This window comes from Salinicola sp. NYA28a (assembly GCF_976982775.1).
In genome coordinates this window covers 2,169,021-2,181,788 of the sequence record NZ_OZ334582.1, presented here as the reverse complement: position 1 = coordinate 2,181,788, position 12,768 = coordinate 2,169,021, and the positions used below count along the sequence as shown (strand labels likewise).

Here is a 12,768-nt window from a genome sequence, read left to right as displayed (position 1 = left end):
TTCGAGCAGGGAACTGCGCGCTCCTCTCAAGAGGCATTGGCCATGACGCCCCAGCCGGCTTATCTGCTGCACAAGCGGCCCTATCGGGAGACCAGCGCCCTGGTGGACGTCATCACGCTGGAGCACGGCCATATCCGCGCCGTCGCCCAGGGCGTTCAGCGGGCGGGGAGCAAGTCCCGCGCCAAGCTGCAACCTTTTGCGCCACTGCATCTGACCTGGATCGGCGACGGCGATCTCAAACGCCTGCGGATGATGGAAACCACCCAGAGCGCGGTGTTGCTGGCCGGTGAAGGCTTGCTTTGTGGACTCTACGCCAATGAGCTGCTGACGCGAGCGCTGCCGGTCGGGCTGCCGACGGGCGATCTCTTCGCCATCTACGCCAGGACGATCGAGCGACTGACCCGGCCGGCCGAACGTGCCACCAGCCTCAGGCGCCTTGAGATCACCTTGCTCGAGGCGCTGGATGCCGAGCCGATCTTTCTCGAGACGGACGACAGCCCGCTCGATCCCTCCACCCGTTACACCTACGTTGTCGAGAGCCGCCGCTTCATGCCCGTCGGTGCGCAGCACCCCGGTTGGGATGGCCGCAGCCTCAAGCTGCTGGCGCGCGGCGACTGGGACGCGTCCGGGCTGGCTGGCCTGAGCAAGGCATTGACCCGAGCGGCACTGGCGCCGCTGATTGGCAACCAGCCGCTACGCTCCCGGGAACTGATGCAACGGCTCAGCCAGCGCCGCCGTCAGGGGCGTGCCTGATTCTCGCTATCGCCGGGCCGGGGAGCGCGTCCCTCGACCCGGGTCCTCTTGTCTTTCACCGCTCCAAGGAGCCCGAGTTCATGATCGCTACTCGTATTCAGTTGGGTGTCAACATCGACCATGTCGCGACGCTACGCCAGGCCCGCGGTACCCGCTATCCCGACCCGGTCCAGGCCGCGCTGCTGGCCGAGGAAGCCGGCGCCGATGGCATCACCTTGCATCTGCGCGAGGACAGACGGCATATCCAGGAGCGGGACGTCGAACTGATCGCGGCCGTGCTCAATACGCGCATGAACCTGGAGATGGCGGTGACCGAGGAGATGATCGCCCTCGCCGAGCGGCTGAAGCCAGCGGATGTCTGCCTGGTGCCGGAAAAGCGGGAAGAGCTGACCACCGAAGGGGGGCTCGACGTCGTTGGCGGTCGCGATGCCATCGCTAGTGCCTGTCGTCGACTCGAGGCGGCAGGGTGCCGGGTTTCGCTGTTCATCGATCCCGAGCCGGCGCAGATTCAGGCGGCATTCGAGGTGGGTGCCCCGGTGGTCGAGTTGCACACCGGTGCCTATGCGGAAACCAGCGGCGAGGCGCAGCGCCTCGAGTACGAACGACTGACCGCGGCGGCGGAATTCGCCGACGAACTGGGCCTGGTGGTGAACGCCGGACACGGCCTGCACTACCACAACGTCGAGGCGATTGCGGCGATCCCTGGTATCCACGAGCTCAACATTGGCCATGCGATCATCGCGCGGGCGCTGTTCGTCGGGCTCAAGGAAGCCGTGGCGGAAATGAAACGGCTGATGGTGGCCGGCCAGGAGTCGGGACTCGTCGCCCAGATTGAATCCTTCGAGCATGACCACGACCACGACCACGACCACGACCACGCGTAAGCGCGTCAGTGGATGCCAGTGACCGTCTGGTCGTCGGCCCAGATGCCCAGACGGTCGCAAGCGGCCATCACTTCACGAAATGCCTCGCCACACGCGTCCAGCGGGTGTCGGCGAGCGCGGCTCTCCAATGTCTCGCAAGCCGCCGCCAGCTGGAGCGCGCCGCAGTAGCGGCAACCGCCGCCGAGTTGGTGGGCGATCTCGGCAAGCTGCTCGGCATCGCGACACTGCCACGCAACACTCAGTTCGTGTCGATACCCGGGCAGCTCTGCAATTAACTGGGCCAACATGTCTTCGGCGAGCGCCTCGCGGTCGCCACTGACCCGGCGGGCCTGGGCCTTGTCGACGACCGGTAGGTCGCCCGCATGAAGGGGCCACGGCGTTCGGGAGACGTCTGTACCCGGCGACGAGGTCGTTCGTTCCGAGGGCGGGCGTAGGGGCATCGTCAGATACCTCGCCAGCACGCTTCTCAGCAGACTTTCCTCCAGCGGCTTGATCAATATCTCGTTGATGCCGTCGTCCGTCGATCGGCTTCGTTCGTGCGCGTTCGGTTCGGCGGTCATGGCGATGACGGGCTTACGCTTCCATTCCCGATTCAGCCGTCGCAACCGGTGGATCGCTTCGAAGCCGCTGGCATCGGGCAAGTGCAGGTCCACCAGAACCAGATCGATGGTTCGTTTCGAGGCGATGGCGATGGCTTCGGCGGCGTTGCCCGCCACCACGACCTCCGTGCCGATGATGGGAAGCACTGCGTCGAGGTAGTGCTGCGACACCTCGTCATCATCGATGACCAGCACTCGAGGGCGTGGGGGTAAATCCTGCTGACGATGCTCGGCGAGCATCCTGGCCAGGGCTCGCCCCAGGCTATATCGGGAGATCGGCAAACGGAGGATGGCGCTTCCTTCCGGCAGACGCCAGGTTATCGGCCGCGTCGGGGTGAGATTGGCCACCAGCAGACAGGGGCGGCGCATGGCGTCGAAGCGTTGTTGCCAGATTCGGTGGGTCTCGGGAGCGAGGGCCTTTTCGTCGATGCCGATGATCGATAGCTGACACGTGTCACCTGTCGCGCTCAAAGAATCCGCTTCGCTCAGCGATTTCGGGCGTGCACGCCAGCGTTTGAGCGCATAGTCGAGCCTGTACGCCAGCCGGGCATGGGGTTGCCATATCGCGATCTCCGCGCCTTCCAGATCGAACTCCGCGGGGCGAACATAGGGCTCGCAGGCCTCCAGCCCGATGCTGGCGATGACCGTGTTGCCCTTGCCCGAACGGGCTCCCAGGGCCAGCGACCCGTTCATCTCCGCTGTCAGGCGCTGGCAGATTGCGATACCCACGCCGGTGCTGGCATCGACTGCCTCGGCTCGCCCTCGTTCGAGCGCTCGCTGCAGGCGCTGACGATGTGATGGATCGCGGCTGCCGCCATCGCTGACGCTCAAGCGCAAGCGGACCGCGCTACCTTCACGGCTCTCGAGAACGACGCGAATGACGATATCGCCTTCCTCGCCGTATTTGATGGCATTGTTGATCAGATTGGTCAGCAGTTGGCGGATGCCGATGTCGGCACCAACGAGGCGAGGGGGAACGTCGTCATAGACGGTAGCCAGCAAGGTCATGCGCTTCGCTTGCGCCAACGGCGTCTGCAGACACAGGATCTCCCAGAGTACCTCGGCGATATCAAAGACGTGATCCGTCCGGCTGCGATTGTCCCCCAACACATGGTCGACGGTATCGAGCAGCCCGGTGGAAGCCAGATGAATGTGGCGGAGCCATTCCCGTTGCTGCGTATCGAGAGGGCTGTTCTCCAGCAGGCGACAGAACCCCAGCACCCCGGACAGCGGCGCGCGTAGCTCATGACTCACGTAGGTCAGATCACTGTCCGGGCTCACTTCCGGTGCGTGAGTCAATGATGACGTCGGGAAAAGCGACGCTTTGGCGCTGGGCGCTGTCCGGTCACGCGTCGTACGGTCAAGAGGTGATCGCCGCCAGACCAACGTCAACGGAATCAATAGCAGCAGTGACAGCAGCGGCAGCCAGAGGTTAAAAGGGCGGTCAGGGATGGAGTTGGCGCGTAGAGGATCGAGACTCAGATCCAGCCAGTAGCGGTGCGGCGACTGTGGGAGAACGAAGGTCTCCAGCGGTTGTATCCATCTCCGAACCCCATCGTGGTTCCAGGTGCGCAATGCCGATGAAAGCGTCTCCAGTGCCGCCGGAGGAGGGGCCGTCCCCGTGAAATCCCGGACTTTGCCGCTTTCATCTCGGAGGGTGGCGTTGACGATAGCCGGGTCGCTGGTCAGACGGGCCAGCAGCTTGTGCACCCGAGGCATGTCCTCGTTCTGCGCGGCCTCAGCCAGCGATGGCGTGAAGACACGGTTGATGCTTTGCAGCCGTCGGGACAACATCTGATCATTGGCACGACACCATTCCCAGGCATGCCACCCGGCCAAGCCGAGCAGCAGCGCGGAAAATAGTATGAAAAAAATGATCAGCCCGCGTGAAACCATTAAACCCTGAAGCTCTTGCGTTTTCATGGAGTTTTATCGGCGAAGGTCTGAAAAACCGTAGCCCTGCCAGTGACTCGAATCGGCAATGCCATAAAACCGATCGCCCATTATGGATCGAGACGGCGATGCCGACACACGAGCCGTCGCCGTGTCCTGGATGACCGCTGTCATGTCCCCCGCCGGCTTCGATATACTATTACCATTCCATTTACTGGTTCTCGGCCGGCCGCTTTCGTCATTGGTCCGGTTCGAAACCGTACAAGCTCTGGCCCCAGGAACTTTTCTATGGCATTTCCCACGCTCGCGCAAACCGTTGGCAATACGCCATTGGTGAGACTCGCCCGCATCAATGCCGGGCGCGACAATACGATTCTGGCCAAGCTGGAAGGTAACAATCCGGCAGGCTCGGTCAAGGATCGCCCGGCGCTCTCCATGCTCCGCGAAGCGGAGGCTCGGGGCGATATCTCGCCGGGAGATACGCTGATCGAAGCGACATCCGGCAATACCGGCATTGCACTCGCCATGGCCGCCGCGGTGATGGGGTATCGCATGATCCTGATCATGCCGGACAACGCCTCCAGCGAGCGCAAGCAGGCCATGGCGGCCTACGGCGCCAGGCTGATCGGCGTCAGCAAGGAAGCCGGCATGGAAGGGGCGCGGGATCTGGCCGACGAGATGATCGCCCGAGGCGAAGGCAAGCCGCTCAACCAGTTTGCCAACCCCGACAATCCGCTGGCCCACTACCGTACCACCGGTCCCGAACTGTGGGAGCAGACCGCGGGGCGCATCACCCATTTCGTCAGCGCCATGGGGACCACCGGCACCATCATGGGGACCTCGCGCTATCTCAAGGAGCGCAACCCGTCGATCCAGGTCGTCGGCCTTCAGCCGGCGGACGGCGCCAGCATTGCCGGCATCCGGCGCTGGCCCGAGGCGTATCTGCCCGACATCTTCGAACCGCAGCGAGTCGACAGCGTGCTGGACATCGGCCAGCAGGAAGCCGAGGAGCACATGCGCCGCCTGGCACGGGAAGAGGGAATTCTCGCCGGCGTCTCCTCCGGCGGAGCGCTGGCGGGGGCGCTGAGGGTCGCCGAACAGGTCGACAACGCCGTGATCGTGTTCATCGTCTGCGACCGGGGCGATCGCTATCTCTCCACCGGCCTCTATGCGCCGGACGCCTGATCATGGCGATGCTGGGGAAAAAGCGGTCACCGGTCGTACGTCGCGAACGCCAGACGTCGCGGCACGCACCGGCAGCGAAAGCCGACGACGGCTCGCTGACCATCGAGCGACTGGCGCATGACGGGCGTGGCGTAGCGCGAAACGCCGAAGGCAAGACGGTGTTTGTCGATGCCGCGCTGCCGGGAGAGCGGGTCGACATCGCGATCCATCGTCAGCGCAAGCGCTATGACGAGGCTCATGTACGCGAGCGCTTCAACGCGGCCGAAGAGCGTGTGGAACCGCCCTGTATCTACGCGGCACGCTGCGGCGGCTGCGATCTGCAGCACTTGAGCGTCGAGGGCCAGCGCGAGCACAAGCGCCGGGTACTGGTCGATCTGCTCAAGCGTCAAGCCATTGATGCCCCGGAAGAGATAGCGATGCTGTTCGGCCACGATGCCGGCTATCGTCGTCGCGCCAGGCTGGGCGTCAAGTGCGACGCGCAAGGTCGGGTTCATCTCGGGTTCCGCGCGCGAGGCAGCGAGCAGCTGGTCGACATCGACAGCTGCCACGTGCTGGCGACGCCGCTGGCGGCCCTGTTGCCGCGCCTGCGTGCACAGCTGGAGTCCCTCGAGGCGCCTCGTCATGTGGGGCACCTCGAACTGTTGCTGACCGATGCCGACGTGGTCACCGTGGTGGTGCGGCAGCTGCGCGACGTACCTGGTGACGAACAGTGTTGGCGAGCCTTTTCCGAGCGCGAAGGTGTGGCCTGTGCGTTGCGCCGAGGCCGCGAGTCGACCAGCCTGGTCTGGCTTGGCGACAGGCCAGAGCTGGTCACGACGGTCGACGGCGGCGATCGCCGACCGGTGTCGCTCGCGCTGGCGCCGGGTGATTTCCTGCAGGTCAACGCCGAGATCAACCAGCGCCTGGTCGACACGCTGCGAGACTGGCTCGCCCCTGGCGGCGGGGAGCGGCTGCTCGACCTGTTCGCCGGTATCGGCAACTTCTCGCTGGCGCTGGCTGGTGACGTTGCCAGCGTCACGGCGGTCGAAGGGAGCAATGAGATGGTCGAGCGGCTGCGAGACAATGCCGGCCGCAACGGCCTGGACGTCTCGGCATTGCAGGCCGACCTCAGCGCGCCAGGCGCGACGATCGAAGCGCTGATTGCCGAGCACGATACGGTATTGCTGGATCCGCCGCGGGACGGTGCCGATGCGGTTTGCCGACAGCTGGCGGAAAGCGACGTGGCGCGGGTGGCTTATATCTCCTGCGATCCCGCGTCGCTGGCACGGGACGCGGCGCATCTGCTGGCGGGAGGCTACTCGTTGTCGCGTCTGGCAATGGCCGACATGTTTCCGCATACCGCCCATCTGGAGTCGCTCGCGCTGTTCGAGCGGCCACGGCGGCGGGTTGGTGGTCTCGGAAGTCCGATTTCGGGAGGCAAGCACTAGCATGGTGAAAGTGCGAGAGAGCGAGCCGCTGGTCGATGGCAGCGTCGATCTGGATTTGTGGCTGAAACGACTGCAGCAGGATGTCGAGTTGCGAGCGCCCGAGCGAATACGCCAGGCCTGCGAACTGGCCCTCCGGGCCAGCGAGCGGGATGCCCACCAGGGCGTGGCCGAAGCGCTCCCTGACCAGACACTGCTCACCGGCCTGGAAATGGCCGACATCCTTAGCCAGCTCAAGCTGGACCAACCCACGCTGGAAGCGGCGATTCTCTATCGCAGCGTCCGTCGCGGTCTGTTGAGTCTCGAGAGTGTCGCCAAGCAGATGGGCGGCGAAGTTGCCAAGCTGATCGAAGGGGTGCTCAGCATGGCCGCGATCAGCCAGCTTCAGGCGCCCAAGCACGGACTGTCGCAGCACAACCAGCAGGACAACCTGCGCAAGATGCTGGTGACCATGGTCGACGACGTCCGCGTGGCGCTGATCAAGATCGCCGAACGGACCTGCATGCTGCGACAGGTCAAGGACGCGTCCCGTGAAAAGCGGCTGCGCGTGGCGCGCGAGGTATTTGATATCTACGCGCCGCTGGCCCACCGGCTGGGCATCGGCCAGATCAAGTGGGAGCTGGAGGATCTGGCCTTCCGCTACCTGCACGAGACCGAATACAAGTCGATCGCCAAGCAACTGGCGGAGAAGCGGCTGGATCGAGACCGTTATATCCAGGATGTCGTGCATACGCTGGAAACGCTGCTCGAACGCCAGGGGATACTGCGATATCACCTGGACGGTCGCGCGAAGCATATCTACTCGATCTGGCGCAAGATGCAGCGCAAGCGCATCGATTTCTCCCAGGTCTACGACGTGCGCGCGGTGCGCATTCTGGTGCCCGAAATCGCCGACTGCTACACCACCCTCGGTATCGTGCATTCGCGCTGGCATCATGTGCCCAACGAATTCGACGACTATATCGCCAACCCCAAGAAGAACGGCTACCAGTCGCTGCATACCGCGGTGATCGGCCCCGAGAACAAGGTGCTCGAGATCCAGGTACGTACCTTCGCCATGCACGAGGAGGCGGAGCTCGGCGTCTGCGCGCACTGGCGCTACAAGGGGATGGACACCAACGCCAAGAGCCGGAGTTACGAAGAGAAGATCGCTTGGCTGCGCCAGGTGCTCGAGTGGCAGGAGGAGGTTGGCGATGTCGGGGATTTCCGCGAAGGGCTGGCGAGCGATGTGGCGCCGGATCGGATCTACGTGTTCACCCCGGACGGCCACGTCATCGACATGCCGCAGGTCGCCACGCCGATCGACTTCGCCTACCGCGTGCATACCGAAATCGGCCACCGCTGCCGCGGGGCCAAGGTAGACGGCCGTATCGTCCCGTTAACCTACCTGCTCAAGACCGGCCAGCAGGTCGAGATCCTCACCGCGACCAAGAGTGCGCCGAGCCGTGACTGGATCAACCCCAACCTGGGCTATGTCCGCACCTCGCGCGCGCGCTCCAAGATCCAGGCCTGGTTCAAGCTGCAGGCGCGGGAGCAGAACCTCGACGAGGGCAAGGCGATCTTCGACCGCGAGTTCCGCCGGCTCGACATCGACGGCGTCGACCTCGAACGGCTGGCGGGGGCGGTCAACTACACCTCGGTGGATGACATGTACGCCGCGATCGGCGCCGGCGATCTTCGCATCGGCCAGGTGCTGCATCAGGCGCAGCAGCTGTTCGGCGAGAGCGACGATCAGGAGCAGCTCGACCGGCTGCTGACCAAGCCCAGGCGCCACCAGGGCAAGGAATCCAGCGACGGCATCACCGTACTTGGCGTCGGCAATCTCAAGACGGCCATGGCCAATTGCTGCCACCCGGTGCCGGGGGACCAGATCATCGGCTACATCACCCAGGGTCGCGGCGTCACCATTCACCGCCAGGACTGCGCCAACGTGCTGCAGCTGCGCAGCGAGGAGCCACGGCGGATCGTCGATGTCGAGTGGGGGCAGAAAGTACGTGCCCAGTACCCGGTGGATATCGAGATCGAAGCGTGGGATCGCTCCGGGCTGCTGCGCGATGTCACCCACGTACTCTCCAGTGATCGCGTCAACGTGACCTCGGTCAACACGGTGACGGACAAGCTGGACAATATCGCGCGGATGCGGATCACGCTGGAAATCGACGGGCTGGAAGCGCTGGAGCGCATCTTCTCGCGCATCCAGCAGTTGCCCAACGTGATCGACGTCAAACGGCTGCGCCAAGGCCATGCTCAGGGACAGGAGTCACGATGAAGGACGAAGGCACTGCACCATCGCCCGATGCTGGTCGCCAGGATTCTCGGCGACATACGCTCGATGACCTGCTGACTCTGATGGCCGTATTGAGAGACCCCCGGCACGGCTGCCCGTGGGATATCAAGCAGGAGTGGGACACCATCGTTCCGCATACGCTCGAGGAAGCCTACGAGGTCGCCGATGCCATCGAGCGGCGGGCGTTCGACGAACTGCCGGGCGAGCTGGGCGATCTGCTGTTCCAGGTCGTCTACTACAGCCAGTTCGGAAGCGAGGAAGGGCGCTTCGACTTCGGCGATGTCGTCCATACCTTGACGGCAAAAATGCTGCGCCGCCATCCGCACGTCTTCCCCGACGGCACGCTGGAGTCCCGGCGAGGCGATGACGAGATCGCCGAGAGCCGGGTGAAGGCGCGCTGGGAAGCGCTCAAAGCCGAGGAGCGCGAGGTTCGCCATACTTCGAATCGAAGCAGGGCCTCGGCGCTGGACGACGTTCCGACCGCCTTGCCGGCTTTGAGCCGGGCCGCCAAGCTGAGCAAGCGTGCGGCCGGCCAAGGCTTCGACTGGCCGGATGAACGTGGCGTCATCGACAAGATTCGCGAGGAGCTCTCCGAGGTCGAAGCGGCGCTGGCCGAAGACGATCGGGCCCACGCCCAGGAAGAGGTCGGCGACCTGCTGTTCGCCGTGGTCAACCTGGCGCGCCGTCTGGGGTGTGACCCGGAGCAGCAGCTGCGCCGCACCAACGCCAAGTTCGAGCGCCGCTTTCGTCATGTCGAGCGGGCGCTGGCGGCAGATGGCTCGCGCATCGAGTATGCCTCGCTGGAGGAGATGGAGCGCCACTGGCAGGCGGCGAAGCAGGACGAAAACGCCTGAATCCTTCGTTGAGGTCGTAAATTTACGACTAATGTCGTTTTTCCTGCCGGTCGACTCCGTCCCGCAGATCGTTATGCTGAACCCTAAAGGGCTTTTGACGATAGGGCTTTTGACGATATCGGTCTGTCCGGGCAGGGGCGCCACACGGTGCCCCTGCTCCACCATCTTGGGAGGGATGCCATGAACTCGGAAGTGGAAACGTCGCTGCATGAATCGCTGCGGGACAACGTCAGGCTGCTGGGCGATAGTCTCGGCCGCACCATTGCCAAGGATCTCGGCAGCGAGTTCGTGGACCGCATCGAGCGTATCCGCGCCCTGGCCAAGAAAGGACGGCAGAGCGCCGAGGAAGCGGACCGCCGCGAGCTGATCGACTACCTTCGCGCGCTCCCCGAGCAGGAATTGCTGCCGGTCACTCGTGCGTTCAACCAGTTTCTCAACTTCTCCAATATCGCCGAGCAGCACTATCGGGCGCGCTTTCGGCGGGTCGAGGATTACAAGCCCGGCACCCAGCCCGATCTCGGCGAGCTGCTCCATCGGGCCTCGTCATCGGGACATTCCCCGCGCCAGCTGGTCGATGCCATCGCCGACATGCGAGTCGACCTGGTGTTGACGGCGCATCCCACCGAAGTCATTCGCCGCACCCTGATCCAGAAATACGACGCCATCGATCACTGCCTGCAGATCATCGAGACCAGCGCCGACCACCCGGAAGTGCTGCAGCGCGCGCACGGCCGCCTGGAAGAACTGATCGCCCAGTCCTGGCACACCGACGAGATCCGCCACGAGCGCCCCACACCCGTCGACGAAGCGAAATGGGGGTTTGCGGTGATCGAGAATTCGCTGTGGGAAGCGGTGCCGACGTTCCATCGCGATCTGGACGCGCTGCTGATGGAGATCGCCGGCGAGCGCCTGCCGCTGGAAGCTTCGCCCATCCGCTTCGCCTCGTGGATGGGCGGCGACCGGGACGGCAATCCCAATGTCACGGCCAGCGTGACCGAAGAAGTCCTGCTGCTGGGACGCTGGATGGCGGCCGATCTCTACCTGCGTGATCTCGAACAGCTCAAGGCCGAGCTGTCGATGTGGAAGGCCAGCGATGCGCTGCGGGCCGAGATCGGGGACGATTCCGAGCTCGATTCTCGACAAGCAGCAGAACCTTATCGCGCCCTGCTCAAACGGCTATCGACCCGGCTGGAGGCGACCCGGGCCTGGTCGCGGGCGCGGCTCGACGGTGAACCGCCCGGCGACGCGCCGATCATCGAAACGCGCGAACAGCTCTTCGCGCCGTTGCTGACCTGCTATCGCTCGCTGTGCGACGTGGGGCTGGAGACCATCGCCAACGGCGTGCTGCTCGACACGCTGCGACGAGTGACGGTCTTCGGCGTCAACTTGGCCAAGCTCGACGTGCGCCAGGATGGCGCCCGCCACGCGCAGGTGCTCGAGGAGCTGACCCAATACCTTGGCATCGGCCATTATCAGGACTGGGACGAGCCGGCACGGCAGGCGTTTCTGCTCGAGGAACTGGCCTCGCCGCGACCGCTGATTCCTTCGCGCTGGGAGTGCTCGGCCGAGACCCGCGAAGTGCTCGATACCTTCGGCGTCATCGGCCGCGAGCATCGCCAGGCGCTGGGCACCTACGTCATCTCCATGGCGCAGCAACCCTCCGACGTGCTGGCGGTGGCGCTGCTGATGAAGGAGGCCGGCAACGGCGTGCGTCTGCCCATCGCGCCGCTGTTCGAGACGCTGGACGATCTGGATCGGGCCGGTGACGTGATCGAACGTCTGCTGGCGCTACCGGGCTATCGCGAGGTCGCCGGCGATCACCAGGAAGTGATGATCGGCTACTCGGATTCGGCCAAGGATGCCGGCCAGCTGGCGGCTGCCTGGGCTCAGTATCGGGCCCAGGAACGGCTGGTCGAGGTGTGCCGCGAAGGCGGCGTGTCGTTGACCCTCTTCCACGGCCGCGGCGGCACCGTCGGTCGCGGCGGCGGTCCGGCCCATGCCGCGATCCTGTCGCAGCCGCCCGGCTCGGTGAACGGCAGCCTGCGGGTGACCGAGCAGGGCGAAATGATCCGCTTCAAGTTCGGCCAGCCCGATATCGCCCTGCGCTCGATGGAGATCTACGTCTGCGCGGTGCTGGAAGCGACGTTGCTGCCGCCGCCCGCGCCGCAGCCGGTCTGGCGCGAGGAGATGGATCGCCTGGCCGGCATTGCCCACCGCGCCTACGTTGGCGTCGTGCGCGAGGACCCTGATTTCGTGCCTTACTTCCGGGCGGTGACGCCGGAAGGCGCGCTGGGCCGGCTGCCGCTAGGTTCGCGTCCCGCCAAGCGACGCCAGGAGGGCGGTATCGAAACGCTGCGTGCCATCCCCTGGATCTTCGCCTGGACGCAGACCCGTTTGATGCTGCCGGCCTGGCTGGGGAGCGGCGAAGCGTTCTCGAAGCGACTGGAAGAAGATGGCGGGCTCGACAGATTGCGCGAGATGCGCGAGCAGTGGCCATTCTTCGGCACCTATCTGGACATGCTCGAGATGCTGCTGGCCAAGTCGGATCCGCTCATCGCCGCCTACTACGAAAAGCGCCTGGTCGACGATCCCGCCCTGACGCAACTGGGCGAGTCGCTGCGCCAGCGCCTGGGGGATCTGGAGGCCGTGCTGCTGCGGATACTCGATCAGCGCCAGTTACTCGAGAACACGCCGCTGATCCGTCAGGCCATCGAGGTGCGAAACCCCTACATCGACCCGCTGCATGGCCTCCAGGCCGAACTGCTGCAGCGCAACCGCGATGCGGACGGCGACATCACCCCGGAGCTCTCCCGGGCGCTGATGGTCACGATGGCAGGCATCGCCGCTGGCCTTCGCAACACCGGCTAGCCACCCGAGCCTCGCCAATCC

The 12,768-nt window shown here is 64.8% G+C and carries 8 protein-coding genes; 7 read left to right on the top strand and 1 reads right to left on the bottom strand.

Annotated features, from left to right (window positions below):
* The first annotated feature begins 42 nt into the window (after positions 1-42).
* Both recO and pdxJ read left to right on the top strand, forming a co-directional pair.
* Positions 43-753 (top strand): DNA repair protein RecO, encoded by a 711-nt coding sequence (recO, locus tag ACWHY3_RS09925; protein WP_332779330.1) that lies wholly within the window; start codon positions 43-45, stop codon positions 751-753.
* Positions 754-833: 80 nt separating this feature from the next.
* Entirely contained in the window at positions 834-1,637 is an 804-nt protein-coding gene (gene pdxJ / locus ACWHY3_RS09920; protein WP_448126442.1) for a pyridoxine 5'-phosphate synthase, read from the top strand.
* Between the two features lie 5 nt (positions 1,638-1,642).
* Here the strand turns inward: pdxJ and ACWHY3_RS09915 are convergent, their stop codons facing one another.
* Positions 1,643-4,159, bottom strand: coding sequence for a response regulator (locus tag ACWHY3_RS09915; protein ID WP_448126441.1), 2,517 nt, complete (start codon positions 4,157-4,159; stop codon positions 1,643-1,645).
* A 258-nt stretch (positions 4,160-4,417) separates the two neighbouring features.
* Between ACWHY3_RS09915 and cysM the strand changes: the two genes are divergently transcribed.
* The 5 genes from cysM to ppc all read left to right on the top strand — a co-directional run bounded on the left by cysM (position 4,418) and on the right by ppc (position 12,747).
* The gene (gene cysM, locus ACWHY3_RS09910) at positions 4,418-5,314 is read left to right on the top strand and encodes a cysteine synthase CysM (protein ID WP_087719486.1); all 897 of its coding nucleotides are present in this window, start codon (positions 4,418-4,420) and stop codon (positions 5,312-5,314) included.
* A gap of 2 nt (positions 5,315-5,316) precedes the next feature.
* Complete coding sequence (gene rlmD, locus ACWHY3_RS09905) at positions 5,317-6,741, top strand: 23S rRNA (uracil(1939)-C(5))-methyltransferase RlmD (RefSeq protein ID WP_448126440.1); 1,425 nt, start codon at positions 5,317-5,319, stop codon at positions 6,739-6,741.
* A 1-nt stretch (position 6,742) separates the two neighbouring features.
* A complete protein-coding gene (gene relA / locus ACWHY3_RS09900) occupies positions 6,743-9,007 on the top strand; it encodes a GTP diphosphokinase (RefSeq protein WP_087719484.1) in 2,265 nt (754 codons plus the stop codon).
* Positions 9,004-9,879, top strand: a complete 876-nt coding sequence (gene mazG / locus ACWHY3_RS09895) for a nucleoside triphosphate pyrophosphohydrolase (RefSeq protein ID WP_448126439.1) — start codon at positions 9,004-9,006, stop codon at positions 9,877-9,879. Before relA ends, mazG begins: the two co-directional genes overlap by 4 nt.
* A 192-nt stretch (positions 9,880-10,071) precedes the next feature.
* The gene (gene ppc, locus ACWHY3_RS09890) at positions 10,072-12,747 is read left to right on the top strand and encodes a phosphoenolpyruvate carboxylase (RefSeq protein ID WP_448128155.1); all 2,676 of its coding nucleotides are present in this window, start codon (positions 10,072-10,074) and stop codon (positions 12,745-12,747) included.
* Positions 12,748-12,768: the final 21 nt, after the last annotated feature.

Bases quoted from the DNA above. Each gene is read 5' to 3' on its own strand.
- recO (WP_332779330.1), top strand. From the start codon at position 43: ATGACGCCCCAGCCGGCTTATCTGCTGCACAAGCGGCCCTATCGGGAG.
- pdxJ (WP_448126442.1), top strand. From the start codon at position 834: ATGATCGCTACTCGTATTCAGTTGGGTGTCAACATCGACCATGTCGCG.
- ACWHY3_RS09915 (WP_448126441.1), bottom strand. From the start codon at position 4,159: ATGAAAACGCAAGAGCTTCAGGGTTTAATGGTTTCACGCGGGCTGATC.
- cysM (WP_087719486.1), top strand. From the start codon at position 4,418: ATGGCATTTCCCACGCTCGCGCAAACCGTTGGCAATACGCCATTGGTG.
- rlmD (WP_448126440.1), top strand. From the start codon at position 5,317: ATGGCGATGCTGGGGAAAAAGCGGTCACCGGTCGTACGTCGCGAACGC.
- relA (WP_087719484.1), top strand. From the start codon at position 6,743: ATGGTGAAAGTGCGAGAGAGCGAGCCGCTGGTCGATGGCAGCGTCGAT.
- mazG (WP_448126439.1), top strand. From the start codon at position 9,004: ATGAAGGACGAAGGCACTGCACCATCGCCCGATGCTGGTCGCCAGGAT.